The organism is Microbispora bryophytorum (assembly GCF_043197435.1).
GTDB classification, from domain to species: Bacteria; Actinomycetota; Actinomycetes; order Streptosporangiales; family Streptosporangiaceae; genus Microbispora; species Microbispora bryophytorum.
This window is the reverse complement of sequence record NZ_JBICTF010000004.1, coordinates 740243-767113: the sequence shown is the minus strand read 5'-3', so window position 1 is coordinate 767113 and position 26871 is coordinate 740243. Positions and strand designations below refer to the sequence as shown.

General features: G+C 71.2%; 24 protein-coding genes. 10 read left to right on the top strand and 14 right to left on the bottom strand.

Annotated elements, in window-relative coordinates:
• The first annotated feature begins 17 nt into the window (after positions 1-17).
• The gene (locus ACGFIB_RS17025) at positions 18-728 is read left to right on the top strand and encodes a carboxymuconolactone decarboxylase family protein (protein ID WP_393372633.1); all 711 of its coding nucleotides are present in this window, start codon (positions 18-20) and stop codon (positions 726-728) included.
• A gap of 57 nt (positions 729-785) precedes the next feature.
• Here the strand turns inward: ACGFIB_RS17025 and ACGFIB_RS17020 are convergent, their stop codons facing one another.
• Positions 786-1658: an aldo/keto reductase family oxidoreductase gene (locus ACGFIB_RS17020; RefSeq protein ID WP_393372630.1), complete on the bottom strand. Its 873-nt coding sequence runs from the start codon at positions 1656-1658 to the stop codon at positions 786-788.
• Between the two features lie 132 nt (positions 1659-1790).
• On the opposite strand from ACGFIB_RS17020, the gene ACGFIB_RS17015 reads away from it, so the two are divergent.
• A complete protein-coding gene (locus ACGFIB_RS17015; protein ID WP_393372627.1) occupies positions 1791-2210 on the top strand; it encodes a winged helix-turn-helix transcriptional regulator in 420 nt (139 codons plus the stop codon).
• A gap of 91 nt (positions 2211-2301) precedes the next feature.
• Here the strand turns inward: ACGFIB_RS17015 and ACGFIB_RS17010 are convergent, their stop codons facing one another.
• Positions 2302-3867 (bottom strand): glycoside hydrolase family 10 protein, encoded by a 1566-nt coding sequence (locus tag ACGFIB_RS17010; RefSeq protein ID WP_393372624.1) that lies wholly within the window; start codon positions 3865-3867, stop codon positions 2302-2304.
• Between the two features lie 243 nt (positions 3868-4110).
• Between ACGFIB_RS17010 and ACGFIB_RS17005 the strand changes: the two genes are divergently transcribed.
• Positions 4111-5010 carry a MurR/RpiR family transcriptional regulator gene (locus ACGFIB_RS17005; RefSeq protein ID WP_142569742.1) on the top strand — a complete coding sequence of 300 codons (900 nt, stop codon included), beginning with the start codon at positions 4111-4113 and terminating at the stop codon, positions 5008-5010.
• Between the two features lie 7 nt (positions 5011-5017).
• On the opposite strand, the gene murQ is transcribed toward ACGFIB_RS17005, so the two are convergent.
• The 7 genes from murQ to ACGFIB_RS16970 form a co-directional block, all read right to left on the bottom strand.
• Positions 5018-6076 (bottom strand): N-acetylmuramic acid 6-phosphate etherase, encoded by a 1059-nt coding sequence (murQ, locus tag ACGFIB_RS17000; protein ID WP_393372621.1) that lies wholly within the window; start codon positions 6074-6076, stop codon positions 5018-5020.
• 65 nt (positions 6077-6141) lie between these two features.
• Positions 6142-7158, bottom strand: a complete 1017-nt coding sequence (locus tag ACGFIB_RS16995) for an ABC transporter ATP-binding protein (RefSeq protein WP_357265661.1) — start codon at positions 7156-7158, stop codon at positions 6142-6144.
• Positions 7155-8198, bottom strand: a complete 1044-nt coding sequence (locus ACGFIB_RS16990) for an ABC transporter ATP-binding protein (protein WP_393372616.1) — start codon at positions 8196-8198, stop codon at positions 7155-7157. The genes ACGFIB_RS16995 and ACGFIB_RS16990 overlap by 4 nt, the downstream gene beginning before the upstream one ends.
• Positions 8199-8200: 2 nt before the next feature.
• Positions 8201-9109 (bottom strand): ABC transporter permease, encoded by a 909-nt coding sequence (locus ACGFIB_RS16985; RefSeq protein ID WP_357250858.1) that lies wholly within the window; start codon positions 9107-9109, stop codon positions 8201-8203.
• Positions 9106-10113 carry an ABC transporter permease gene (locus ACGFIB_RS16980; protein ID WP_357024598.1) on the bottom strand — a complete coding sequence of 336 codons (1008 nt, stop codon included), beginning with the start codon at positions 10111-10113 and terminating at the stop codon, positions 9106-9108. Before ACGFIB_RS16980 ends, ACGFIB_RS16985 begins: the two co-directional genes overlap by 4 nt.
• Positions 10114-10116: 3 nt before the next feature.
• Positions 10117-11931 (bottom strand): ABC transporter substrate-binding protein, encoded by a 1815-nt coding sequence (locus ACGFIB_RS16975; protein ID WP_393372611.1) that lies wholly within the window; start codon positions 11929-11931, stop codon positions 10117-10119.
• A gap of 67 nt (positions 11932-11998) precedes the next feature.
• On the bottom strand, positions 11999-12136 hold the full coding sequence (locus tag ACGFIB_RS16970) for a hypothetical protein (RefSeq protein WP_357024604.1): 138 nt from the start codon (positions 12134-12136) through the stop codon (positions 11999-12001).
• Positions 12137-12185: 49 nt separating this feature from the next.
• On the opposite strand from ACGFIB_RS16970, the gene ACGFIB_RS16965 reads away from it, so the two are divergent.
• From ACGFIB_RS16965 to ACGFIB_RS16955, 3 genes are read left to right on the top strand one after another with little or no spacing between them, the layout of a single operon-like run.
• On the top strand, positions 12186-12386 hold the full coding sequence (locus ACGFIB_RS16965; protein WP_357250866.1) for a hypothetical protein: 201 nt from the start codon (positions 12186-12188) through the stop codon (positions 12384-12386).
• Positions 12387-12388: 2 nt separating this feature from the next.
• Positions 12389-13489, top strand: a complete 1101-nt coding sequence (locus ACGFIB_RS16960; RefSeq protein WP_357250869.1) for an urease accessory protein UreH domain-containing protein — start codon at positions 12389-12391, stop codon at positions 13487-13489.
• Positions 13490-13548: 59 nt separating this feature from the next.
• Positions 13549-15105 (top strand): tetratricopeptide repeat protein, encoded by a 1557-nt coding sequence (locus tag ACGFIB_RS16955; protein ID WP_142569724.1) that lies wholly within the window; start codon positions 13549-13551, stop codon positions 15103-15105.
• A gap of 25 nt (positions 15106-15130) precedes the next feature.
• Here the strand turns inward: ACGFIB_RS16955 and ald are convergent, their stop codons facing one another.
• Complete coding sequence (gene ald, locus ACGFIB_RS16950) at positions 15131-16246, bottom strand: alanine dehydrogenase (protein ID WP_393372605.1); 1116 nt, start codon at positions 16244-16246, stop codon at positions 15131-15133.
• 68 nt (positions 16247-16314) lie between these two features.
• Positions 16315-17697, bottom strand: coding sequence for an aspartate aminotransferase family protein (locus ACGFIB_RS16945; protein ID WP_142569720.1), 1383 nt, complete (start codon positions 17695-17697; stop codon positions 16315-16317).
• Between the two features lie 243 nt (positions 17698-17940).
• Here ACGFIB_RS16945 and ACGFIB_RS16940 point away from each other — a divergent pair, with 243 nt between their 5' ends.
• Positions 17941-19293 carry a M20/M25/M40 family metallo-hydrolase gene (locus tag ACGFIB_RS16940; protein ID WP_357265675.1) on the top strand — a complete coding sequence of 451 codons (1353 nt, stop codon included), beginning with the start codon at positions 17941-17943 and terminating at the stop codon, positions 19291-19293.
• A gap of 111 nt (positions 19294-19404) precedes the next feature.
• Here the strand turns inward: ACGFIB_RS16940 and ACGFIB_RS16935 are convergent, their stop codons facing one another.
• Complete coding sequence (locus ACGFIB_RS16935; RefSeq protein WP_393372602.1) at positions 19405-20694, bottom strand: pectate lyase; 1290 nt, start codon at positions 20692-20694, stop codon at positions 19405-19407.
• A 390-nt stretch (positions 20695-21084) separates the two neighbouring features.
• A complete protein-coding gene (locus ACGFIB_RS16930) occupies positions 21085-22140 on the bottom strand; it encodes an RpnC/YadD family protein (protein WP_393372599.1) in 1056 nt (351 codons plus the stop codon).
• A 30-nt stretch (positions 22141-22170) separates the two neighbouring features.
• Between ACGFIB_RS16930 and ACGFIB_RS16925 the strand changes: the two genes are divergently transcribed.
• Positions 22171-23997 (top strand): extracellular solute-binding protein, encoded by a 1827-nt coding sequence (locus ACGFIB_RS16925; RefSeq protein ID WP_393372596.1) that lies wholly within the window; start codon positions 22171-22173, stop codon positions 23995-23997.
• A gap of 31 nt (positions 23998-24028) precedes the next feature.
• Positions 24029-24814, top strand: coding sequence for a hypothetical protein (locus tag ACGFIB_RS16920; RefSeq protein ID WP_393372593.1), 786 nt, complete (start codon positions 24029-24031; stop codon positions 24812-24814).
• Between the two features lie 43 nt (positions 24815-24857).
• On the opposite strand, the gene ACGFIB_RS16915 is transcribed toward ACGFIB_RS16920, so the two are convergent.
• Positions 24858-25808 (bottom strand): threonine ammonia-lyase, encoded by a 951-nt coding sequence (locus ACGFIB_RS16915; protein WP_393372591.1) that lies wholly within the window; start codon positions 25806-25808, stop codon positions 24858-24860.
• Between the two features lie 76 nt (positions 25809-25884).
• Between ACGFIB_RS16915 and ACGFIB_RS16910 the strand changes: the two genes are divergently transcribed.
• Complete coding sequence (locus ACGFIB_RS16910) at positions 25885-26757, top strand: LysR family transcriptional regulator (RefSeq protein WP_393372588.1); 873 nt, start codon at positions 25885-25887, stop codon at positions 26755-26757.
• Positions 26758-26871 lie beyond the last annotated feature (114 nt).

Below are 26871 nucleotides of genomic sequence, written 5' to 3'. Positions count from 1 at the left end.
CCAAAGGAGCGATTCTTGTGACCGTCCACGCTTCGACGGACTTCGACGCGATCAACGAGATGGACCCGGTGTTCGCCCAGATGGCGGCCGCCAGTGCCGGTCACTGCTGGGCGGTGCCCGAGCTGACCGACCGCGAGAAGGTGTTCCTGGCCCTGGTGGCGGACGTCTGCCAGCCGTCCCTCGGTCTCCCGTTCGAAAGGCACGTTCGCGCGGGCCTGCGGCTCGGCGTCTCCACCGCGGACATGCGGGCGCTGCTGCGCCTCATCTCCTACGACAGCGGGTATCCCGCGGCGCTGGCCGCGCTGGAGCGGCTCACCGAGATAGAGGCCGCGGCCGGGCTGTCCCGCCCGGACGCCGAGCCCCTGCCCCGGGAGCTGCTGGAGACCGGTCCCGGTGCGGCGCCGACCCCGCTGCCCGAGCCGGTCCGGGCCGAACTGACCGAGCTCGACCCCTACTTCCTGGAGTACTTCGACCTGCAGTCGCGGATGCGGGGCGTCCAGGGTCCGGGCACGTTGAGCGTCCGCGAGCGGGCGTTCACGACGATGAGCGTCGACGTGCACTACCAGACGCTGGACGAGACGTTCCGCATCCACGTGGGCCGCGCCCTCGGGGCCGGCGCGTCACCCGAGGACGTGCGGGCCGTGCTGCGCTTCAACGCGCAGTTCGGGGCGACGCGGGCATGGCAGGCGTGGAAGGCGCTCAACGCCTGCCTCACCCCCGTCCACTGACGCCGCGTACGCTCCCGGCCCGCACCGCCTGACCGTGCGGACCGGCGGGACCGGCGCTCAGCGGCCGATCTTGTCCAGCTCGGCGAGGTCCTCGTCGGAGAGCGAGAGCCCCGCGCCGGCGACGTTCTCGCGCAGGTGCGCCACCGACGAGGTGCCGGGGATCAGCAGGATGTTCGGCGACCGCCGCAGCAACCAGGCCAGGGCGACGGACATCGGCGTCGCGTGCAGCCGGGCGGCGACGGCCGACAGCGCGGAGGACTGCAGCGGGCTGAAGCCGCCGAGCGGGAAGAAGGGCACGTAGGCGATGCCCTGCTCGGCGAGCTCGTCGATCAGCTCGTCGTCGTGGCGGTGGGCGAGGTTGTACATGTTCTGCACGCACACGATCGGCGCGATCGAGCGTGCCTCGGCGACCTGCTCCGCCGTCGCGTTGCTGACGCCGAGGTGGCGGATCAGGCCCTGCCGCTGGAGGTCGACGAGCGTCTCGAACGCTTCGGCCAGCGACCCGGGCCGGGGGCCCTGGGCGTCGCCGAGCCGGAGGTTGACCACGTCCAGCGTCTCGAGGCCGAGGTTCTCCAGGTTCTCGTGGACGGCGCGGCGCAGGTCTTCGGGCCGGCGGGCCGGGGGCCAGCCTCCCTGCTCGTCGCGGGTCGCGCCGACCTTTGTCACGATGTGCAGCGAGTCGGCGTACGGGTGCAGCGCTTCGCGGATCAGCTGGCTGGTGACCCGCGGCCCGTAGGCGTCGGCGGTGTCGATGTGGGTGATGCCGAGGTCGACGGCCTCGCGCAGGACGGCCAGTGCGCCGTCGTGGTCGGCGGGCGGCCCCATGACCCCGGGGCCGGCGAGCTGCATGGCGCCGTAGCCGAACCGGGTGACGGTCAGGTCGCCCAGGGTCCAGATGCCGCCGGGAAGCGAAATGGAGAGCGTGCTCATGCCTCTGTCTTTCGTCGTGAGCTGAATGGTGGTGCCTCACGGCCCCCTTGCTGCATTTTGGAGGGGTAACATCCTGACGGGAAGTACGCACTTCAGAGTGCGTAAGGCACCCCCGGGTCAGAGGAGCGGTCGATGGCGACGATGACGGCGGCCCAGAAGAGGGAGCAGGCCAAGATGGAATATGACGCTTTCCTGGCGGCGTGTCCCAGCCGCCAGCTGCTCGACCGGATCTCCAACAAATGGGTCACGCTGATCCTGGCCGCGCTGGGCGGAGACCGCGACGGTGAGCCCCGGCCGATGCGCTACTCGGAACTGTCCCGGCTGCTCGCCGGCGTCAGTCAGAAGATGCTCACCCAGACGCTGCGCTCCCTGGAACGTGACGGCCTGGTCGCCCGCACCGCGACGCCGACCGTGCCCGTCACGGTCACCTACGAGCTGACCGACCTCGGTCTCTCTCTGCGGCAGATGATGCGCGGCCTCAAGACCTGGGCCCAGGTGCACATGGACGACGTGCTCGCCCACCGCGCGACGTACGACGCCCGCACCGCCTGAGATTGCTACACCGTCTGACGGCCCGTGGGCCCTGCTCAACGCGTCCCGCTGAGTGCACCCCGCTCAACGCACCCCGCTCAGTGCACCCCGCTCAGTGCACCCCGCGTTCGCGGCTCGGCTCGCTCTGCCGGGACGCCCGGTCCACGGCCGTGACGTGGTAGCGGTGGCCGGGCGCGCCGTCCGGGTCCACCCAGCGGACGTGCCCGGCCGCCGGGACGACCGCGACCAGGTGCGCCGCGTCGGCGAAGTCCTGCCGGCGGGCGGGCCGGTCGAACCGGAAGACGGCGAACTGGAACGGGGCGCGTGGCCCCGTGGCCTCGACCTGCAGCTCCACACCCCCGCTCACGCGGCGGGCCGAGGCGAGCACGGGACGGCGCGGCGGCTCGCCGCCCGCGAGCCTGGGCAGCAGCGGCGCGAGCGCCGGACGCGTGTAGTGCCCGCTCACGACCGCGCCGATCGACCCGAGCCGGTCGTCGCGGACGTCGGCCGCGTTGTACCAGATGTCCCCGCCGACCTCTGGATGGTCGCGGTTGAGCGTGAGGTGCCGGGACAGCTCGTCCGGCTGGAACCACTCGTCGGGCTGCCCGGCCGTCCCCGCCTTGTACGCCGCCTGGCCGATCCACAGCTGCACCCCGGTGCCGGCGGTCACGCCCGACCACCAGGGGACGAGCTTGGCGTAGTCGGCGTTCGACTGGCCGATGTACCAGTAGAGCTGCGGCGCGATGTAGTCGAGCCAGCCCTTCTTCACCCAGCCGCGGGTGTCGGCGTGCAGGTTGTCGTACGACTGACCGCCGCTGGTGTCGGAGCCGAGGGGGTCGGTCGCCTTGTTGCGCCAGATGCCCGACGGGCCGATGCCCCAGATCACCTCGGGCTTGGCCTGCCGTACGCGCTGCTGCATCTCCCGGACCAGCAGGTCGACGTTGCCGCGCCGCCAGGCGGCCAGGTCGGGGAAGCCCGCGCCGTACGCCGCGTAGGCCGCGCTGTCGTCGAACGCCGTCGTGTTGACCGGGTAGAAGTAGTCGTCGAAGTGCACGCCGTCGATGTCGTAGCGGGTGACGGCGTCCATCATCGCGTCCTGCACGAACGCCCGGACCTCGGGGATGCCGGGGTTGTAGTAGAGCTTGCCGCCGTACGGGACGATCCACTCGGGATGCCGCCGGCCGGGGTGGCCGGGGTGCAGCTTGGCCGGGTCCGCCTGCATGGACACGCGGTAGGGGTTGAACCAGGCGTGGAACGCCAGGCCCCTCCGGTGGGCCGCCTCGACGGCGAAGCCCAGCGGGTCGTAGCCCGGGTCCTGCCCCTGCACTCCGGTCAGATACTGCGACCACGGCTCGTACGGCGACGGCCAGAAGGCGTCGGCGGTCGGCCTGATCTGCACGAACACGGAGTTGAGCCGGCGCGCCACGGCGAGGTCGAGCCAGGCCGTGAACTCGGCCTGCTGCTGCTCGGGCGTCAGTCCGGTCCTGGACGGCCAGTTGATGTTGACGACCGAGGCGATCCACATGCCGCGCATCTGGCGCAGCGGCGGGACGTACCCGGCGGGAGAGGCGGAGAGGGCGGAAGCGGGGGATGCGGCGAGGGCCGGCAGCGGGACGGCCGACGCCGCGGCGGCGAGGGCCAGGCCGCGCAGCACGGCACGCCGGGAGGGAGAGCTCAATCGGACCTCCGAAGGCCGGGGATGCGGCGATCACGAGACTGACAGAAACTTACTTTCAGATCAATGCGGATAAAAGAAAGTGTCATCGACGTGTAATCTGCCCCAAGAGCTCCTCATGAGAGACAGCGGCGGGCGTCCAGGTCACGCCGTACATGTCTCGACATGTGGACTTCTGGTCCCGTTGTCCCGCACCGGTGGGCGCATGGATCTAAGCTGATCGCGCGACAGGAGAGGCTGCAGGTGATGAACGAGAACGAGGGCGCCGCACCGGTCAACCCGATCGCGACGGTGCGTGCGGTGCTGCCCTCGCTCACCCCCGCCGCCCAGACCATCGCGCGCCTCATCCTCGACGACCCCGCCATGGTGGCCCGCAGCACCATCACGGAGGTCAGCGCGGTCTCGGGGATCAGCGAGGCGACGATCGTGCGGACCGCGCGGGCCCTGGGCTTCGCCGGCTACTCCCAGCTGCGGTTCGCCCTGGCGGCGGCCGTTGCCAGGGACACCCCCGAGCGGCTCGTGCCCGGCGACCTCGCCCCGGACGACCCCCTGACCGACGTGATCGCCAAGGTCACCCGGGCCGAGTCGCAGGCGCTCGCCGACACGGCGGCCCAGCTCAACCCCGACCGGCTCGGCGCGGTGGTGGACGCCGTCGCCGGCGCGCGCCGCGTGGACGTGTACGGCGTGGGCGCCTCCGGCCTCGTCGCGGCCGACATGGCGCAGAAGCTGATGCGGATCGGGCTGCCCGGCCACTCCTACACCGACGCGCACCTCGCGCTCACCAGCGCCGCGCTGCTCCGCGAAGCAGACGTGGCCGTCGGGGTGAGCTGCACCGGCGAGACGCCCGACGTGCTCGGCCCGGCGCGGATCGCCCGCAAGGCCGGCGCGACGGTCGTGGCCATCACGAACAACCCGCGCTCGTCGCTGGCCGGGCTCGCCGACCACGTCCTGATCTCCGCCGGACGCGAGACGGCGTTCCGGCCGGGCGCGCTGGCCAGCCGGATCAGCCAGCTGCTCATCGTCGACTGCGTCTTCGTCGGCGTCGCGCAGCGCACGTTCGACACCTCCGACGCCGCCTTACGAGCGACCCGCGACGCGCTCGCCGACTACCTCGGCGACGCCCACCGCCGCGCCCGCTCGGCCTGACCCACCCTCAGGCGGCGCCTCCGGTGTGGCGGGCCGCCTCCAGCCGGTCGCCGTTGGCCTTCAGCAGCGCCCGGGCGCCGTCCGGGCCGAGGTCGCGCTCGATCATCAGCACGGCCACCTTGACGTTCCAGTCCGCCGTCTCCAGCGCGGCCCGCGCGGCGGCGGACCCGGCGCCGGTGATGTCGCCGACGATCCGTGTCGCCCTCCGCGCGAGCTTCTCGTTCACCGCCGAGACCTCGATCATGGCGTTCCCGTACGTCCTGCCGAGCCGGATCATCGCGATCGTCGAGATCATGTTGAGCACGAGCTTCTGGGCGGTCCCCGCCTTGAGCCGGGTCGAGCCGGCCACCACCTCGGGACCGACGACCACCTCGATCGGGTGCTCGGCCCGCTCCGACAGCGGCGACCCCGGGTTGCAGGACAGGCTCACGGTCAGGGCACCGCGCCGGGCGGCCTCACCCAGAGCCCCGAGCACGAACGGCGCGCGACCGCTGGCGGAGATCCCCACGAGCGAGTCGAGCGGGCCCAGGCCGCGGCCGGCGACGGCCGCCGCCCCGCCGTCGTGGTCGTCCTCGGCGCCCTCGATCGACCGGGTCAGCGCGGCCTCGCCGCCCGCGATGACACCCTGCACGAGTTCGGGGTCGGTGCCGAAGGTCGGCGGGCATTCCGAGGCGTCGAGGACGCCCAGCCTGCCGGACGTCCCCGCCCCCACGTAGAACAGGCGCCCGCCCCGACCCATGCGGCCGGCGATCGCGTCGATGGCGGCCGAGACGGCCGGAATGGCCCTGGCCACCGCGCCGGGCACCGTGGCGTCGGCCGCGTTCATCAGGCGGGCGATCTCCTCGGTCGGCAACCGGTCGATCTCGCGGTAACGCGGATCGCTCTGCTCCGTATAGAGCTCGCCATGCTCTGTGCCCAGCTCGCTCTGCTCTACGTCGAGACCGCTCTGCTCCGTGCCCAAGCCGCTCTGCTCCGTGCCCAAGCCGCTCTGCTCCGTGCCCAAGCCGCCCTGCTCTGCGTCGAGACCGCTCCGCTGTGTGGACAGGCCCGTCAGTGGGTCAGTCATCTTGTCCCTGTCGTCGGTTTCCAACTCCGGCCTCCCCGATCGCCGTACGTGTCCGAAGCGACTCCTCACCGGCGGCTCACCGGCACGGCGACCACGCTGCGGCGCTCGGGATGGAAGCAGGCGTGCTCCTGCGGCATGCCGCCGTCCCGGCCGAGCGTGGGCCGCTCGCGTTCACACCGCTCGGTTCTGAACGGGCAGCGCGGCGCGAACAGGCAGCCGTCCGAGTGCTCCCCCGACGCCCCCACCGACGCCTCCACCGGCACGACCCGCTGGTCGCCCGGCGACTCCAGGCCGTGCAGCACCGGGATGGCCGACAGCAGCGCCTGCGTGTAGGGATGCACCGGAGCCGAGATGACGGTCTCGACCGGGCCGCGTTCGACGACCTGGCCGCGGTAGATGACGTACAGCTCGCCGTCCGTGCCGATGTAACGGGCGGTCGCCACGTCGTGGGTGATGAACAGCACGCTCACCCCGAGCCGCTCGCGCAGGTCCTTCAGCAGCGCGAGGATGCCCAGGCGCAGCGACACGTCGATCATGGAGACGGCCTCGTCGGCGACCAGGACCTCGGGGTCGACGGTGAGCGCGCGGGCGATCACCACGCGCTGGCGCATGCCGCCCGACAACTGGTGGGGATAGCGCGGCAGCACGTAGCCCGGGTCGAGCCCGACCAGCCCGAGCAGCTCCCGGGCCCGCCCGTCCGCCCACGAGCGCGGGCGGCCGGTCTGCCTCGCCCGCAGCGCGAGCGGCGCGGCCAGCGCCTGGTGGATCGTGCGCGTCGGGTTCAGCGCGGAGTAGGGGTCCTGGTGGATGAGCTGGACCCGGCGGAAGTACGGCTGCCGCCTGCGGTGGCTCAGCGACGACATCGCCACGTCGTCGATGACGATCTCCCCGGAGTCGCAGGTCTCCAGCCCGGCGACGATCCGGCCGAGTGTGGTCTTGCCGCAGCCCGACTCGCCGATGAACGAGACGGCGCCGCCCTTCGGAACGGCGAAGTCCACGCCGCGCAGCGCGGGCACCTCCCGGGCGCCGAGCACGCCGCCTCGCTGCCGGAACGTCTTCGTGATGCCGGTCCCGCTGATCATGCCTGCTCCTCCCCCGTGGCGGCGGCCACCACCGGCCCGTCCCCGTCGTCGTGCCCGTCGTCGTCCGGCAGTGCGTGGCAGGCCGCCGACCGGGAGCCCGAGACGACCACCGGTGGCCGGCCGGTCTCGCACACGTCCATGCGCAGCGGGCAGCGCCCGCGGAACACGCACCCGTCGGCCGGGATGTCGGCCAGCGTCGGCGGACGGCCCGGCAGGGCGTGCGCCTCGCCGATGTCGCCGACGAGACGCGGGACGGCCCCCAGCAGCCCCCGCGTGTACGGGTGGCGCGGCCCGGCCAGCACCTCGCGGGTGGGACCCTGCTCGGCCACCCGGCCGCCGTACATGACCGCGAGCCGGTCGGCGACCTCGGCGACCACCCCGAGGTCGTGGGTGATGACGAGCGTGGTGAGGCCGCGCTCGGCGTGCACCTCCCGGACGATGCGCAGGATCGTCGCCTGCGTGATCATGTCGAGGGCGGTCGTGGGCTCGTCCAGCACGACGAGGCGGGCGTTCAGCACCAGGGCCAGCATGATGCCGACCCGCTGGCGCATGCCGCCGGACAGCTCGTGCTGGTAGGAGTCGAGCACCCGGGCCCCGTCCAGGCCCATCCGACCGAGCAGGTCGCGGGCGTCCGCCAGCAGTCCGCGCGGGTTCTCGACGCCGTGCGAGCGACCCAGGTCGAGCACCTGTTTGCCGACCGTCTTGAGCGGGTTGAGGGAGTTCTGCGCCGCCTGGAAGACGTACCCGACGTGCCGTCCCCGGGCCCGGCGCAGCCCCTCGCCGCCGAGCGCGACGACGTCGCCGAGTCCGTCGATCTCGACGCTGCCCGCCGCGATCCTGCCGGGCGGCTGGACGGCGTTGAGCAGCGACAGCGCGAGCGTGGACTTGCCGGATCCCGACTCGCCCACGACGCCGGTGATCGTGCCGGGCGCGAGGTCGAGGTCGACGCCGGAGATCGCGGGCAACTCGCCGGCCGCGGTGCGGTAGACCACGGTCAGCCCGCGGATCCGCACGCCGGGAGGACCCTGCTCGGGAGCCATGCTCACTCCTCACGCAGCCGCGGGTTGAAGATCTCGTCCATGGCGTCCACGACCAGCACGATGCCGAGCGTGAGCAGCAGGATCGCCAGCAGCGGCGCCAGCAGGTACGGCAGCGCGGCCGTCGTGGTCAGCGCGCCCCCGCCGAAGACGGCGAAGTTGAGCATGACGCCCCAGTTGTTCGACTCGAACGGCAGCACGCCCAGGAAGAACAGGCCCACCTGCGCGTAGACCGCGCCGGTCACCGCGATGAGCGCGTTCATCGCGATGTACGGAGCCATGCCGGGCAGCAGTTCCCTGCCGACGATGTGCGTCGTGGACAGGCCGAGCCCCCGGGCGGCCTCGATGAAGCCGCGCTCGCGCAGCGACAGCGTCTGCGACCGGACGGCCCGGGCCACGCCGCCCCAGCCGAGCAGCCCGAGCACCAGGCCCATCTCGACGGCGCCGGTGAACTTCCACACCGTCGACAGCACCAGCAGCAGCGGCAGCCCCGGGATGGTGAGCTTCATGTCGGTGAACCGCATGAGCACGGTGTCCCAGCGGCCCCGCCGGAACCCGGCGAATAGTCCGACGCCCGCGCCGACCACGACCGTGATCACGGCCGTCACGACTGCGGTCAGCAGGACGTACCGGGAGCCGGTGACGACGAGGGCGAGCACGTCCGTGCCTTCGAAGTCGGTGCCGAACGGATGCCGCAGGCTCGGCGAGGCGTAGAGCGCGCTCGTGTCGCGGGGCAGGGGGTCGGGATAGAGCATCGGCCCGAAGATCCCCATGAAGGCGAACACCGCGAGGATGACCGCGCCGGCCATCCGGCTCGGCTTGCGCCGCATGACCCGCCAGACGCCCCGCCAGAAGTTGCGGCGGACCGCGGCTGCGCCCCCCGCCTCCGCCTCCGGCACAATGGTCGAGCTCATGCCGCCTCCCCTCCGCTGCGCACCCGGGGGTCGATGACCGTGTAGAGGAGGTCGGCGGCGATGTTCGCGACGACGACCGCCGCCGTGATGAGCAGGAACGCCCCGCCCATCAGGGAGTAGTCGCGGTTGTTGACGCTGTCGATGAGCATCAGCCCCAGGCCCGGGTAGTTGAAGATGCGCTCGATGAAGATCGCGCCGCCGAAGAGCAGACCCAGCGAGAGCGCCAGGATCGTGAACAGCGGCAGGATCGCGTTGCGCGCCACATAACGGAAGATGATCGACCGCTTCATCCCGCGCAGTTCGGCGGCCAGGATGAAGTCGTCGCCGAGCACGGTGACCACGCTCGACTTCATCGCGAGGATCCACCCGCCGTAGCCGGCCAGCGCGTACGTGACGACGGGCAGGGTGGCGTGCTGGACCAGCGAGCCGACGTAGTCGGCGGTGAAGCCGGGGTCGATCATGATGTCGGCCGTCCCCCCGGCGGGGAGGATCGGAACCAGCGTGGTGAAGATCGCCCCAAGCAGCAGCGCCAGCACATACTGCGGGACGCCGTGCAGCAGCGATCCGGAGACCGCGAGGAGGTCGCCCAGCACGCCGGTCCGTCTGATCGCCGCGTAGACGCCCATGACCACGCCGGCGAGGAAACTCAGCAGCGTCCCGGCGAGCACCGGGATCACGGTCCATTTGGCGGCCGAGAACAGCACGGTGGACACGCCCGCGCCGGGCACGGACAGCGACTGCCCGAGGTCGAGGTGGGCCAGCCCGCCCATGTAGTCGACGTACTGCTCCCAGAGGCTGCCCTTCGGCGTGAAGCCGTACAGCGCCTCGACCGCGCGCTGGGCGGCGTCGGGGGCCATGCCCTGCTCGACGAGCTTCTGGTAGCGCGCCGCGAGCGGGTCACCGGGGACGCTTCTGATGATCAGGAAGCTGATCGTCGTGACGACAAGGATCATGACGAACCCGCGGGCCACATGACCCGCGAGCCGCCGGAGGAGAACCGCCATGGACTACTGCTTCTTCTTGATCATGCCGAGCTGGATCCAGACGCCGGAGGGCTGGCGCAGCAGGTCGCTGTCGTCTTCGGGGAAGCCGGTGAAGCGGTTGGTGTTGACGAACTGGGTGTTCACGTAGTCCCAGAGCTGGATCACCGGCAGGTCCTGGTTGGCCGCCTTGGCGAGCTTGGCGATGACGGCCTTCTGCTCGTCGCCGCTGACGCTGTTGAGCCGGGCGGTCAGCTCACCGGGGTTGACCGCGCCGACGCCGTCGACGTCGATGGTCTCGGGGCCGCCCATCCAGTTGCCGTCCTTGCCGGGAGCCGAGTGCTTGACCTTGCCGCCGAGGATGTTCCAGCCGTTGGAGGAGCCGTACAGGCGCTGGAAGATGTTGTACGGCGCGGGGCCGAGCGCGATGAGCCAGAAGCCGAGGTCGTACTTGCCCTCGGCGAGCTCCGACAGATAGAGCGGATAGTCGGCGGTGGTGACCACCTCGGCGTCCACACCGGCCGTGGTGAGCTGGCTGGTGATGGCCTTGGCCGCGGAGACCCAGTCGGAGAACGGCGCCGGGATGTGGATGGTCACCTTCCACGGCTTGCCGTCGGCCAGCGTCCACTTGCCGTCCTTCTTCTGCAGACCGGCCGCCGTGAACTCCTTGTCCGCCGTGGCCGGGTCCAGCGCGTACGGCTCCAGCGCGCCGAGTTCGGCGCCGAGCCATTCCGTGGCGGCCTTCTGGTGGATGCCCGAGGTGGTCACGGCCGCCGTGCCGCCCTCCGGAGAGGCGATCCGCGTGACCTCCTCGCGGTTGATCAGGAAGGCGAGCCCGCGCCGCACGTGCACGTTGTCGTACGGCTTGTTCGCCTGGTTGAACGCCAGCGAGACGGCCACCGGAGAGTAGCCCTTGACGACCTGGTTGCCGGGCGTCGCCTTGATACGCGTCATCACGTCGGCGGGCACCGCGGTGAACGGCGCGTTGTCGAGCGTGCCGGAGGTCAGGTAGTTCCAGATCTGCTCGTTCCCGGTGGTGTTGAGCAGTTTGAGCTGGTCGGGCGCGACGTTGGCGGCGTTGTAGAAGTTCGTGTTCTTCACCAGCAGCGCCTCGCCGGGGTTCATCCGCTTGAGGACGAACGGCCCCGCCGACACGTCCTGGGCCGGGGCGAACGCGAGCACCTTCTCCGAGAGCGCCTTGACCTGCCCGCGCGCCGCCTCCGCCTCCGGGCCGTCGCCGCGGGCGGCCTTGAGCGTGTCCCAGAAGCCGGCGGGGACGACGCTCTGCCACACGTGCTGGGGCACCACGAAGGCGTCCATGACTCCGCGCACGAACGTGACGCTGGGGTTCTTCATGTCCTGGGTGATCTTGATGGTCGTGTCGTCGACGACTTCGACGTCCGAGGCGGCGCCGGCCGCGCCGGGATCGACCGCGAAGGCGGTGCTGCCCTGGGTGTAGGCCAGCGCGATGGAGAACTTCACGTCCTCGGCGGTGACCGGCTGCCCGTCGGACCACTTGTTGCCCGGCTGCAGGTGCAGGGTGATGGAGGAGTTGTCGGGCGCGATGTCCCAGCTCGCCGCGATGCCCGGATAGAACTGGTTCGGGTCGGTGAGGGTGTTCTTCGCCCAGGCGATCCTCATCGCGTTGTAGCCCCAGAACGCGTTGCCCTTGGGGTTCCACGGGTTGATCGGCGCGTTGACGTCGAGCGACGGCTTGTTGAGATCGACCGTGGTGTAGACGCCGCCACCGCCGCCGGTGGAGTTCCCGTTCGTGCCGCCGCCACTGCATGCCGCGACGGCCGCGAGGCTGAGCAACGCCGCGACCGCTGTCAGACGTTTCATTGACCGCTCCGGGGGGTTGTGCTGATGCGGATCTTGCCCGGACCTTATGCGGCCATCCAAGTGTCGGTCAATAATCTGCAAAGCTCGTGAAGGTTCTGCAACTTTCCTTCATCTCGATCTCGGCGAAACCGAGCGCCGCCATCGCTCGGCGGGAGTCGCGGCCTTCTCTCCGACCGGCCAGCAAACTGTTACTGGTCGCTTCCATGCGATCACATTACGTTGCGAGCAGAAGGCCCCGCAGGAGGAGGACTGGCGTGAAGTCCATCGCCCGATTCCGTGGCAGCCGCGGCTGCGGCTGCCCAGAGCTGTTCGTGGACGCGTCCGCCCCGGCGGAGCGTCAGGTCGTCATCACCGACGACTTCGGGCAGAAGGTGGAGATGAGCCTCGACCGGCTCGGCTCGCTCGTGGAGGCGGCGAAGACCGGCGCGCTGGACGACCTCGCGCTCACCGGCTGACCGTGAACCCGGCCGCTCTGTTCGCCGGGGGCCTCGTCGCCGGCCTGGCCGCGGGCACAGCGTCGTGCGCCGCGGTCCAGGGAGGTCTCCTCATCGGCCTGGTCTCCCCCACCGGCAACCGGCACGGCCCGTCGCGCGGACTCCCGCCGGTGGCCGCGTTCCTGACCGGCAGGCTCGCCGCCCACACCGCCCTCGGGGCGCTGCTCGGACTGGCGGGCGCGGTCGTCCAGGTCGGCCCGCGCACCCGCGCAGCGCTGCTCGTCGCCGCCGGAGCCGCGGTGGTCGTGCTCGCCGTACGGATGCTCCGCCGGCGCCGCGAGGCGAGCTGCGCGCCGGCGGGGAAGGGTCCCGCCCCGGCCGGCGGCGACCCGGGCGGATGCCAGTGCCCGGACGGATGCCAGTGCCCGGACGGCGGGCGCGAGGGTCACGCGCCGGTGCGTGGTGCGGCCCTGGGCACCGGCTCCCCGGGCGGCGGCGCCCGTTGGCCGGTTCTCGCGCGGGCGGCGGCGCTGGGCACGGCCACGATCTTCATGCCCTGCGGTGTCACGGTCGGCATGGAGGTCGTGGCCGTCTCCTCGGGGTCGGCGTCCGGGGGCGCGGCCGCGCTCGCGGGGCTCGCCCTCGGCACGGCGCCCGCCTTCGCCGCCCTGGGGCTGCTGCTGCGCACGCTCGCCTCGACCAGGCTGGCCGCCCTGGCGGGGATCGCGGCTCTGACCGCCGGGTTGTTCACCGTCGGCTCAGGCCTGCGGCTCGGCGGCTGGCTGCCGGACTTCTCGCCGCCGCAGTTCGGCTCCCCCGCCGCCGCCGCGGGGCGCGCCCACACCGGGACCGACGGCGTCCAGCGGCTCACGATATGGGCGACCGCGGAGGGTTTCCGGCCCGGCATCGTCGTCGCCGCGGCCGGCCGGCCCGTCGAAATCGCGTTCAGGACCGACGGCAACCGGGGCTGCACGCGCACGCTCGCCATCGACGACCGCGACGTCGTGCTCCCCGTTACGGGCGAGCGCGTGGTGCGGCTCGCCGCCCATCCGGAGGGACGGCTGCGCTACGCCTGCGGGATGGGAATGTACGTGGGCTTCGTCAGGTTCGAGCGCGTCCCTTGACACCAACGTCTCACCAATAACCCTCCGTGACGACTCGGTTACGTGTCACCCTGTCTCCCATGACACTAGTGGGAGCGACGGAGGCGACCGCGTGGCCCGGGATACCGGTCCCGCGTACCCCTGAACCCCTGGACCCGGCCGAGGCGTACCTGGTCGACAGGGCCCGCGACGGCGACCGCGACGCGGCGCACCGGCTGGGCCGGCTGTGCGCGGAGCGCGACGACCGACTGGGCGCCCGGCACTGGTGGGAACGGGCGGCGCGGGCGGGCAACGTCGACAGCGCCTACAACCTGGGGCTGTGGCACCGCACGCATGGGACGACCGAGGAGGCCATCGGCTGGTTCGAGCTGGCCGCGGCCACCGGCGACGCCGACGCGGCGACGAACCTGGCCTCGCTGCTGCTGGAGCGGCGTGGCGACACCGACGGAGCGCGCACGTGGTTCGAGCGGGCGGCCGAGGACGGCTCCCGCCACGCGGCCCGGCGGCTTGCCCTGCTGTGCGAGGACCAGGGCGACGGGATCGCCGCCCGGCGCTGGCACTTCAGGGCCGCCGTGGACGGCGACCTGCGCTCGGCCCACGACCTGGGCTTTCTGGGCTACGCCGCGGGCGACGAGCCCGAGGCGCTGCACTGGTGGGAGTACGCGGCGCGCGGCGGCCACGCGGAGGCCGCCTATCACATGGCCCTGCTCCTGCACGCGGCCCGCGACGAGAACGGCGCGGAGGCCTTCTACCGGCTCGCCGCCCGCGCCGACCACCCGGGCGCGGCCTTCCGGCTCGGTGACATGGCGCTGTGCCGGGGCGACCTGCACACGGCGCGCGTCTGCTTCGAACGGGCGGCGGAGACCGGGCGATCGGACGCGCGGCGGATGGCCGGCCTCGTCTGCGCCCGGATGGACGACAAGGCGGCGACCGCTCACTGGTATGGGCGGGCCGCGGCCGACGACCCCGAGGCCGCCTTCCGGTTCGGGCTGCTGCTCGTCGCGGAGCACAACGACCTGAAGGGCGGGCGCCACTGGTTCAGGCGGGCGGCCGAACGCGGGCACCACGGCGCCATGGTCGAGCTGCGGACGCTGCTGCCCCTGCTGGGCGCCTCGCCCGAGACCGAGGAATGCCTGCTCGACCCGGCCGCGCCGTACTGGAGCCGGCCCGCGGAACCCGGGCAGGCCGCGCGCGCGGAGCTCGCCGTGGCGGCGGCGCGCAGACGCGGCGACCCGGCGGCGGAGCCCGCGGACCTGGTCGAGATCCTCGGCACGTGGGATCTGGTCACCGGCGACCCGGTCACAGGAGACCTGATCACAGCAGATCTGTTCACAGGAGGTCTGTTCACAGGAGGTCTGGGGGCGGGCGACCCGGTCACCGGGGATCTCGGCGCCGGCAGCCTGTCGAGCGCTGACGTCCCCAGCGGGCCGTTACCCGCCGGCAACCAGGTGGGCGCGGCGGACACGGTGGGGTGGCTCGCCAGGGCGAGCGGGGTGCACCGCGCCGCGATCGAGCACCTCGGCCTGGTGCGCGCGACGCTGCTGCGGCCGGGCACGGCCCCATGGCCCACCCCGGCCGAGGTCGAGCACGTGCTCGGCACCGCGAGGGACCTGCGCAGACGCCTCGGACTGCGCTGATCCCCCACATCCTCCGCGGATGCGGTCAGGCGGCGAGGATCTCCGCGACCGGCGTGTACCGCAGGTCGTGCGCCGCCGCGACCGGCTCGTTGGTGAGCACGCCGGCGTGGGTGTTGAGGCCCAGACCGAGCGCCTCGTCGCCGCGCAGCGCGTCCTTCCAGCCCTTGTCGGCGAGCTTCACGGCGTAGGGCAGGGTCGCGTTGGTCAGGGCGTAGGTGGAGGTGTTGGCCACCGAACCCGGCATGTTCGCCACGCAGTAGAACACCGACTCGTGCACGCGGAACGTCGGCTGGTCGTGCGTGGTCGGGCGGGAGTCCTCGAAGCAGCCGCCCTGGTCGATCGCGATGTCGACGAGCACGGAGCCCGGCTTCATGCGGGAGACCAGCTCGTTGGAGACGAGCGTCGGGGCCTTGGCTCCCGGGATGAGCACGGCGCCGATGACCAGGTCGGCCTCGAGCACGGCCCGCTCGATCGCGTACGACGTGGAGACCAGCGTCCTGAGCCGGCCCTGGTAGATCGCGTCGATGAAGCGCAGCCGGTCGATGTTGACGTCGAGGATCGTCACCTCGGCGCCCATGCCGACGGCGATCTGCGCCGCGTTCAGGCCGGAGACGCCGCCGCCGATCACGACGACCTTGGCGGGGGCCACGCCGGGCACCCCGCCGGGGAGCACGCCGCGGCCGCCGTTGAAGCGCATCAGGTTGTACGCGCCGACCTGGGGCGCCAGCCGCCCGGCGACCTCCGACATCGGGGCCAGCAGCGGCAGGTTGCCGCCAACCTGGACGGTCTCGTACGCGATGGCGGTGGTGCCGGCGGCGAGCAGCGCGTCGGTGCAGGGCCGCGAGGCGGCCAGATGGAGATAGGTGAACAGGATCTGGTCCGCGCGGAGCCGGTGGTACTCCTCCGCGATCGGCTCCTTGACCTTGAGGATCATCTCGGACTCGGCCCACACCTCGTCGGCGCTCTCGACCAGCTTGGCGCCGGCCGCGAGGTACTCCTCGTCGGTGATGTGGGAGCCGAGTCCGGCGCCGCGCTGGACGTCGACCTCGTGGCCGTGGCGGACGAGCTCGTGGACGCCGGCCGGGGTGGCGGCGACGCGGTATTCGTGGTTCTTGACCTCGGCGGGCACGCCGATCTTCATGAGTGGTGTCCTTTCAAACGGTCACTCGTCACGGTCGCCCCCCTACCCGGCCGCACGAGCTCCATGGTCTACAAGCGGGCCCACGCTTCGGTGAGCACCGCACGGAGGATCGACTCGATCTCGTCGAACTCCTTGGGGCCGCAGATCAGCGGCGGGGCGAGCTGCACGACCGGGTCCCCACGGTCGTCCGCCCGGCAGTACAGGCCGGCGTCGTACAGCGCCTTCGAGAGGAAGCCGCGCAGCAGGCGCTCCGACTCCTCCTCGTTGAAGGTCTGCTTGGTGGACTTGTCCTTGACCAGCTCGATCCCGTAGAAGTAGCCCGAGCCGCGGACGTCGCCGACGATCGGCAGGTCCGTCAGCCGGTCGAGGGTCGCCTTGAACACCGGCTCGTTGGCCGTGACGTGCTCCAGCAGACCCTCCCTCTCGAAGATGTCGAGGTTGGCCAGGGCGACGGCGGCCGACACCGGGTGGCCGCCGAAGGTGTAGCCGTGCGCGAAGGTCTCGGTGCCGCTCTTGAACGGCTCGAACAGCCGCTCCGAGACGATCATGGCGCCGATGGGCGAGTAACCGCTGGTCAGGCCCTTCGCACAGGTGATGATGTCCGGCACGTAGTCGAACTTCTGGCCGCCGAACATCGTGCCCAGCCGGCCGAAGGCGCAGATGACCTCGTCCGACACGAGCAGCACGTCGTGGGCGTCGCAGATCTCGCGCAGGCGCTGGAAGTATCCGGGGGGCGGCGGGAAGCAGCCGCCGGCGTTCTGCACCGGCTCGACGAAGACGGCGGCCACGGTGTCCGGGCCCTCCATCTCGATGGCCTTGCCGATCTGGTCGGCGGCCCAGCGGCCGAACGCCTCGGGGTCCTTCTCCAGGCCGGGGAAGCCGGAGATCTCGTCGGCGCGGTAGAGGTTCGTGTTGGGAGCCTTGATCGCGCCGGGCACCAGCGGCTCGAAGATCTGCTTGAGCGCCGGGATGCCGGTGATCGACAGTGCGCCCTGCGGGGTGCCGTGGTAGGCGATGGACCTGCTGACGACCTTGGTCTTCAGCGGCTTGCCCTTGATCTTGTAGTACTGCTTGGCCAGCTTCCAGGCCGACTCGACGGCCTCGCCGCCGCCGGTGGTGAAGAAGACGCGGTTCAGGTCGCCGGGGGTGAGCTCCGCGAGTCGCGCGGCGAGTTCGGCGGCCTTCGGGTGCGCGTACGACCACAGGGGGAAGAAGGCGAGCTCCTGGGCCTGCTTGGCGGCTGCCTCGGCGAGTTCGGCGCGGCCGTGGCCGACCTGGACCACGAACAGGCCGGCCAGCCCGTCGAGGTACCGCTTGCCGTGGATGTCGTAGACGTAGGCGCCCTCGCCGCGCACGATCATGGGCACCTCCCCTCCCTCGTAGGAGGAGTGGCGCGTGAAGTGCATCCAGAGATTGTCCTGTGCGGCCTTGAGAACGTCGGGGCGCGTCATCGCAACCTTCCCTCAGGTGATCCGTCGCTGTTGGACAGTCTGCATGCCACTTCCGCGTTTTGCCAAGTGATTACGTGGCGTCACTGTGAAAGAAGTTCGGATTCCGCGACATCGTCATGTAACGGCAACGAAATCCGTCACGGTAGATTGAGGCCGCCCGACCCCGGGAGATGGGTCGGCCGGACCTATGGTCAAATGGGGTCCACCCAGCCGGGAAGATCCGCGTACATTCGGGAGAACGCCGTGACACCAGAGGAGATCGAGCGCGCCGTCGAGGAGGGCATGCCCCAGACGGTCGAGGACCTCAAGCGCCTGGTCGCCATCCCGTCCGTCGCGTTCCCCGGCCACTCCGAGGCCCCCGTCCTGGAGGCCGCGGCGCTCGTGGAGCGACTGCTGCGCGCCGCCGGTCTCCCGCACGTCCGGCAGATCCCCATCGAGGGCAGCTTCCCCGCCGTGTTCGCCGAGGCGCCCGCCCCCGACGGCGCCCCGACCGTGCTGCTCTACGCGCACTACGACGTGCAGCCCTCCGGTGACCTCGCCCTGTGGCGCAAGCCGCCGTTCGAGCCCACGGTCGCCGACGGCATCATGTACGGCCGGGGTGCGGCCGACGACAAGAGCGGCGTCATGACCCACGTGGCCGCGCTGCGCGCCTTCAACGGCCGCTTCCCGGTCGGCGTAAAGGTCATCGTCGAGGGCCAGGAGGAGTACGCCGGCGAGCGCCTGGAGGCGTTCGTCGAGGCCAACCCCGACCTGCTGCGCGCCGATGCCATGGTCATCGCCGACGTGGGCAACCCCGAGGTGGGCGACCCCGCGATCACCACGTCGCTGCGCGGCATGGCCGCGTTCACCGTGGAGGTCCGCACGCTCGCCGAGGCCGTGCACAGCGGCTCGTTCGGCGGCGCCACGCCCGACGCCCTGGCCGCGCTCATGCGCATGCTGACCGCCCTGCACGACGACCAGGGGACCGTCCGGGTCCCCGGCCTCGAACCGGGCACCTTCCCCGGCGTGGCGGCGTCCGAGGAGGAGTTCCGCTCGCTCGCCGGGGTGCTCGACGGCGTGTCGCTGATCGGGAACGGCTCGCTCTCCGACCGGCTCTGGGCGTCGTACGCGATCACGGTGACCGGGCTGGACGTGCCGACGGTGACCGGCGCGATCAACGCGGTTCAGGCGGTGGCCCGGGCCCGCGTCACGATCCGCATCCCCGCGAGCGGGAACGCCAGGCAGGCGCTGAACGACGTGACGGCCTTCCTGGAGAAGGTCGCGCCGTGGGGCGTCAAGGTCTCCTTCAGCGACTTCGTCAGCGGCTCGGGCTTCCAGATCGAGCCGGGCGGCCCGGCGATGAACGCCGCGGAGCGCGCGATGGAGCGCGCCTTCGGGCGGGCGCCGCGCCAGGTCGGCCAGGGCGGCTCGATCCCGCTGGTGGCGGCCCTCGCCCGGCAGTTCCCCAAGGCCGAGATCCTGCTGTACGGCGCCGAGGACGACGGCGCCTCGATCCACGCTCCCAACGAGCGGGTGGTGCTGGAGGAACTGCGCCGCATCATCACGACCGAGGCCCTGTTCCTCGCCGACTACGGCGGCTGGAACGGCACGGCCTGACGCCGATCGTTGAAGCGGAAGGCCCGGTGGCTGGGGAAGCCACCGGGCCTTCCGTCCTTTCACACCGCCGGCACACGTGGCCCCGGAGATCTCGGGACCGGGCGGGGGCGTCTACTGGTAGTGGATGTCGGATGAGCTGTAGATGCAGTTCGTCCCGTCGGCGCCGCTACCGATCTCCGTCGGCTCGCTGCCCTTCGGCACGCCCTTGTACTTCAAGCACACGATCATCTTGTGGTTGGGGTCGTTCTTGATCGTGATGTTCGAGAAGCGCGCGGTGTCGCCCCAGTTGGTGTTGATGCCCGCGAGCGCCTTGCCGGGGTAGGTCGCCACGATGTTCGACATCTGGACGTGCCGCTGGTAGGAGTTCGTGCAGTTGCCGCAGGCGCGGTAGAGCTTCCCGAAGTTGTCCACCTGGAAGTTCTTGATGACCATGGTGCCGGGGCCGTTGTGCTGGAACACCTTGTCGGAGGCGCTCTTGGCTCCGCCGCCGTCGATGGTCATGACCTGCGACGACGAGCTGCCCAGCAGGGTCGCGGCGTCCTCGCCGACGTCCTCCCACCAGACGTTCTGCAGGGTGCAGCTGCCCAGGCAGTGGATGCCGTCGGCGCCGGGCGAACCGATGATCACATTCTTGAGTGTCGCGCCGTTGGCCAGCTCGAAGATCGGGTCCTGGCTCTCGCTCTGCCCTCCGTCACCCATGGCCCCGCCGGCGTAGTAGCGCTTCAGGCCGCCGTCCATGGTGCCGGAGACGCTGATCGTGCTGGTGACCGCCTGCGAGCCGTTCGCGCTGGGCCAGCCCGACGGCGACGTCGGGTTGCCGGTCGGTGTGGGCGACGGGCTCCTCGTCGGTGTGACGGTGGGGGTGGAGGACGGCTGGGATCCGGCGGGCTGGAGCGACCATTGCTTGGTGGACACCGAGTCGCAGGAGTTCTGCTGCACGAGTGCGCCGGAGGAGGTGGAGTTGTCCGTGGTGTTGAGGCACTTGTCGCTGTTGGCGTTGACGAGGCGGTAGTTCGAGCCTGAGGCGGTCGGCTCCCAGGTCTGGGAGGAGGCGCCGGTGCAGGACTCCTGCTGGACGGCCTTGCCGGCGGAGGTGGAGGCGTCCTTCACGCCGGCGCACTTGCCGCTGTTACCCGCGGCCAGGCGGAAGCCGCTGCCCTGGGCCGACAGGTTCCAGGTCTGGTTGCTCGCGCCGTTGCAGCTGGAAACCGTGAGTTGCACGCCGTCGGAGGTGCTGCCGCCGGGAACGGTGAGGCACAGGCCGCTGGCGCCGTTCACGATGCGATAGGCGCCCGCGCTGGGGGCCGCGTTGGAGACGCCGGCGAAGACGCCGCCGACCAGGGCGGCGACCCCGGCAAGGGTGCCGATCACCCCGACTCCGGTTCTGGTTCTCCTTCTCAAAGCCGAGCTCCTCGCAGGTCGTGCAGGACCCCTGACCGAGGCGGTGGCCGGCGCCACTCCTGATCCTGCTGGGAGTTTCATGAATGTGAACAACATCCATGAGTCGGAACACGGCCAAAAGTACGGACCATGGGAACCCGGGTCAATGCTGCGTGCCGACCGGCCCACGAGTGAGCCGGGCACCCGCCGATTCGGGCAGGTGAGAGCCGACGCACCCCCCATTCGGCGGTGAAATTTTCATGAAACACGGACACGCCGGAGGAGCCCACGGAGCTTCACCGCCACCACCGTCGACGCGATCGCGAAACGGGCCAGCCGGAGCGGTGCGGGCGAGCCGGAGCGGTGCGGGCGAGCCGGTGCGGGGCGTCTCGCCCTCAACGGGCGTAGGCGTCAGAGGAAGAGTTCGTCCACCGACGTCACCGTCGCCGCCCGGCGAATCCACCTCTCCAGTAGATTCAGGTCGGAGCATCGGCTGATCCGCTCACGCGCTTCGAAGGAAACGTCCAGCCCGCGGGCGTCGAGCACCGCCAGGACAGCATCGATCTCCGCCTCCGCGCGCCCTTCCGCGCGGCCCTGCTCCAGACCCTGCTCCAGGCCTTGCTCCAGGCCCTTGTTCACCCACTCGGAGAAGTAGCGGGCGCCGATCACCTTCTCGTAGTCGGCTGACGCTGTCATCAGAAGCTCCTTCAGGCGCTCACCCACTACTGTGGGTACCAGACCGAACACGTAGCTCAAATATAGCTGCACACCCTGCCGGTCCATCTCGTTCAGACCCTGCAGCATGACCTCCAGCGCCTTGTCGATGTCGGGGTGGTCGCCGTTCATGGCCACCGACAACACGGCCAGCTCGGGGCGCCTGCGCGCCTCGTCCAGATCGGTGATCAGAGGCAGACGGTCCGAATGAATCGCCACCGGGGTGACGGTCCCGCTCGGCCCCATGGAGATGGGCTGTTCACACCAGCGGCCCACCGCCCGGCTCAGACAGACCACCAGCAGGGCGGTGTCACACTTCAGCCGGGCCCGGAGCGCGGCGGCGTACACGGGCCAGCTGAAGCGCTTCTTCACGTCACGACGCAACTGCACCTCGACGATCACCGCGAGGCGGGCCGTTCCCGAGTCGTCGCGGAGCACCACGACCGCGTCCGCGCGGTATTCCACGGGGGCCAGTTGCGTGGCGTCCACCGCCTCCGCCGTGGCCATGGCGAACTCGGGCGGCTCGATGCCGCCGACCTCGCGCAACAACTCCACGGCGGCCATGGGCTGCTCGTGGAAGAAGTCAACGGTCTGCTGATGGATGAGTTTCGGCACCCGATGGACTTTACTCTTTGTGTTCGATTGATTACGGAGAATTACCCCGCCCTGTGGATGGGCGTGGGAACGGCGCTGGGGCGTTAGCAGGACGAGATGATCGGCAACTAACGTGATCCGCCGTTCGTCGGGATACATGCAGGTATCCCGTGACAATGGAGGAGACCGGTGTATCCCCCACCGCAGCAGAAGCGCCGCCGCAGCGTGGCGCCGTTCGTCATCGCGGTCATCTTCGCGGGAGCACTCATCGTCGGACTGAAACTGCTGTTCGGCGGAACTTCGGGCGGCGGGAACGCCGGTGACGAGAACGGCGGCAGTGCAAGCAGACGCGCCTGCGGCGACGACGGGATCACGCTGACCATCGCCGCGTCGAGCGAGAAGGCCGAACTGCTGCGCACGATGGCCAACGACTACAACGGCCACGAGGTGGACGGGCAGTGCGTGGACGTGGTCGTGAACTCCAAGGCGTCCGGTGGGGCGATGCAGGCCCTGGCGCGCGGCTGGGACGAGCGGCAGGACGGCCCTGAGCCGGACGTCTGGACACCGGCGAGCACCGGCTGGGTCACCCTCCTGCGCCAGCGCGTCGAGGGCGGCGACCAGGCGTCTCCGGTGGCCGCGGACAATCCGACGATCGCCACGTCTCCGCTGGTCATCGCGATGCCCAAGCCGATGGCGCAGGCGCTCGGGTGGCCGTCGAAGAAGATCGGCTGGTCGGACGTCCTGGACCTCGCCAACGACCCCAAGGGCTGGGCGAAGTACGACCACCCGGAGTGGGGCGCGTTCCGCCTCGGCAAGACGAACCCGAACTTCTCCACGTCCGGCCTCAACGCCACCGTCGGGGCGTACTTCGCGGCCACCGGCCTGTCCGGCGACCTGACGGAACGGGACGTCGCCGCGGCGAAGACCCGCGACTTCGTGAGAGGGGTCGAGCGGTCCATCGTCCACTACGGCGACACCACCCTCACCTTCCTGTCCAACCTCCAGCACGCCGACGACTCGGGAACGGCCATGTCGTACATCTCCGCCGTGACGGTGGAGGAGAAGTCGGTGTGGGACTACAACCAGGGCAACCCCACGGGCGATCCCACGACGCTCGGCGACCACGCCAAGCCGAAGGTCCCGCTGGTGGCGATCTACCCGAAGGAGGGCACGCTCCTGTCCGACCACCCGTACGCCGTGCTGTCCTCGGCGGACGCCGCGAAGAAGGCCGCCGCGGCGGACTTCCTGAAGTATCTGCGGGAGCCCGATCGGCAGCGGGTGTTCGAGAAGTACGCCTTCCGGTCGTTCGACGGCAAGCCGGGCGACCTCATCACGACCGCCAACGGCCTCGACCCCAGGCAGCCGGCGACCACACTCAACACCCCGACTCCCCAGGTGCTGGACCGGATCCTCAAGAGCTGGGCCGAGCTGCGCAAGCCCGCCAACGTGCTGATGGTGATGGACGTCTCCGGCTCGATGGGCGCCGACGTCGCCGGCACCGGCAAGACCAAGCTCGACCTCGCCAAGCAGGCCGCCATCAACGCGCTGTCGCAGTTCGGCCCGAACGACCGGGTCGGGCTGTGGCTGTTCAGCCTCAAGCAGGACGGCGACAAGGACTACCGCGAGCTCGTCCCCCTGGGCAGGGGCAACCAGTCGCGGCTCAAGAGCCGTATCGGTGGCCTCATCCCCAGCGGCGGCACCGGGTTGTACGACACGGCCCTCGCGTCCTACCAGTACGTGACGCGGCACCAGAGTGACGACGCGATCAACGCGGTCGTGTTCCTGACGGACGGCAAGAACGAGGACAACAACTCCATCTCGCTCGACAACCTGCTGCCCGACCTGCGCCAGGAGGCCGGGCAGGAGACCGTGCGGATGTTCACCATCGCGTACGGCGCCGACGCCGACCTCGACGTCCTGCGGCGCATCTCGCAGACCACGGACGCGGCGGCCTACGATTCGCGCAAGCCGGGAAGCATCGACGAGGTCTTCACCGCCGTGATCTCCAACTTCTGAACGACCGCCACCTTCCGACCCGGGAGCCCCCTTGTCCCGCTTCACCGAGGAACTCCGCGACCCCTGGGCGCTGCTCCTGGGCGCCACCGCCGCGGGCGCGGCCTGGGCGGTCGGCGTCCCTCCTGTGGGGGTGCCCGTCGCCGGGGTCGCGGTCTGGCTCATCAAGGCGTTCGCCTCCGCGTGGCAGTCCACCGGAGGCGAGAGCCGTACGGAACCGGCGCGGCCGGTCGCAGCTGGAAGCGCCGTAACACCGGGCAGCGCGGAGGAGGCGTGGCTGCGGCGGGCGGAGCGGGCCGCTGCGTCGTTCGCCGACCTGACCGCCTCGATGCGCGGACAGCTCCTGCTCGACCGGATCGCGGCGATGCGCCCGCAGGTGGACGACACCGTCGGCACGCTGCGCCGGCTGGCCGGACACGCCTCCGTCACCGCCTCGGCGCTGGCCCGCTTCGACCCGCGGTTCCTGGAGCAGGAGCGCGTACGGCTCGCGCAGGCGCGGCAGACGGCCCGGCAGGAGGTCGCGGGCGACCTCGACCGGTCGATCGCCGCCCTGGACGCGCAGCGCGAGGTGTACGACAGGTTGTCGGGCGCGCGGGAGCGGGTGCTGGCCCGGCTGCAGTCGGGCGCCATCAGCCTGGAGGGCCTGGTCGCGCGGGCCGTCGAGATCTCCGCCATGACGACGGCCTCCGACGGCGTGGGCGTGGGCGACGGTGTGGGCGACGGCGCCCACGCACTCGACGAGCTGACCTCGGAGCTCGATCTGACCCGGCAGAGCCTGCACGAGGTCGAGAAGGCCGCCCGGCACGACATCGGCCCCTGAGCCCCCTCGTTTCCCCGCTCAGCCCGGGGAGGCGGCCGGTCGCCTAATTCAGCGTGCCCAGAAGGCGGGCGAGCTCGGCCGGGCCGGCGTTGCCGCCCGTGCAGACCACGGCCACCCTGCGCCCGGCGAACTCCTCGCGCCGGGCCAGCAGTCCGGCGAGCGCGGCGGCCCCCGCTCCCTCCGCCAGGGTGTGGGCCTCGGTGAGCAGCAGCCGCTGGGCCCGCAGGATGTCGTCGTCGTCCACCAGCACGAAGTCGGCCAGACCGTCCCGCATCACCGCCTGCGGGAGCGCGAACGCGGAACCGGTGGCGAGCCCCTCCACGACGGTCTTCATGGACCTGGTCACCGGTGTCCGCAACCGCCAGGAGTCGTGCGCGGCCGGAGCCTGGGCCGACTGGACGGCGATCACCCGGCAGTCCGGCGCGAGCGCGGCGGCGGCGAGGCACGCGGCGGCGGCCCCGCTGCCGCTGCCCACCGGCACGAACACCGCCTCCAGGTCCGGCCGTGCGGTGAACATCTCGACGTAGAGCGTGCCCACCCCGGCCAGGATGTCCGGCTCGTCGGCCGGGCTGATCAGCCTGCGTCCCGCGCGCTCGGCGAGGTCGCGCGCGTGTTCGGCGGTCTCCACCATCGTCGCGCCCCGGACCTCGACGGTCGCCCCGAGCGCCTGGACCGCGGCGACCTTGGCGGGGTTCGGGTTCTCCGGCATCAGGACGGCGCACGGCACGCCGTACAGGCGGGAGGCGTACGCGACGGACTGGGCGTGGTTGCCGGTCGAGTACGTGACGACCCCGCGACGGCGATCCGCCATGCGGGCCAGCAGGGTGATGCCGCCGCGCACCTTGAACGCCCCCGTGGGCTGGACGTTCTCGTGCTTCACGTGGACCTCGGTGCCGACCGCCGCGTCGAGCACGGGATAAGACCACATGGGAGTCTCGGGCAGGTGCGGGGCGATGAGCCGCCGAGCGTCCAGGATGTCGCGAATTTCGGTCATGACGCTCAGCCTGGCCGCCGACGGGACAATAGGTCCAACTGAAGTTCCGAGGCGAACCCATAGACGGGATCGATGAATGCCGCTCGACGTCGTACGACTGCGGGTGCTCGTGGCCGTGGCCAGGACCGGCACGGTGACCGCCGCGGCGCGGGAGCTCCACTACTCGCAGCCCTCGGTGAGCCACCACCTCGCCCGGCTGGAGGCGGAGACGGGCGCGAAGCTGGTGCAGCGCGCGGGGCGCGGCATCCGCCTCACCGAGGCGGGCCGCCTGCTCGCCGAGCGGAGCGCGGAGATCCTCGGCCGCCTCGACGCGGCGTCCGAGGAGCTCGCCGCGCACGTCGGGCTGCGGGCCGGACGCGTACGACTGGCGGCGTTCCCCTCCGCCCTCGGCACGTTCGTCCCGGACGCCGCCGCGCGGCTCGCGCGGGACCATCCGGGGCTGGACCTGCACCTGATGGAGGCCGAGCCGCCCGAGGCGCTGCGCCTGCTGCGGGCCGGCCGGGTGGACGTCGCCGTGGTCTTCCACTACGGCGAGAGCGCGCCCGAGGACGACGGCGTCCGCCTCGTTCACCTGCTCGACGACCCGAGCTTCCTCGTCACGCCCGCGGCGTACGGCGGCGCGGGGGATCTGGCGGCGTACGCGGACGGGCCGTGGATCGCGGGGTGTGAGCGGTGCCGCGCGCACCTGCTCGCGCTGTGCGCGCAGGCGGGCTTCGCGCCGCGCGTCTCGTTCACCACGGACGACTACGTGGCCGTGCAGGCCCTGGTCGCGGCCGGGCTGGGCGTGGCGCTCCTCCCCCGGCTGGCGCTGTCGGCCCACCGCCGCCCGGACGTGCGGGTGTCCGAGCTGCCGGGATCGGACCGCGGGGTCTACGCCGCGACGTACGGCCAGCCGCCCGACCCGCCCGCCGTGGCCGCCCTGGTCGCCGCTTTGCAGGCAATCACGTGAATTGTCTGCGCGGCGAGTCAAAGATCCACTAGAAATTGGGACATGTGGAGAACGCCGCCGTACATGTCCGTATCTGAGGATCAGGGAGGCCTGAGCAGGAGGAGCTTCCTCCAG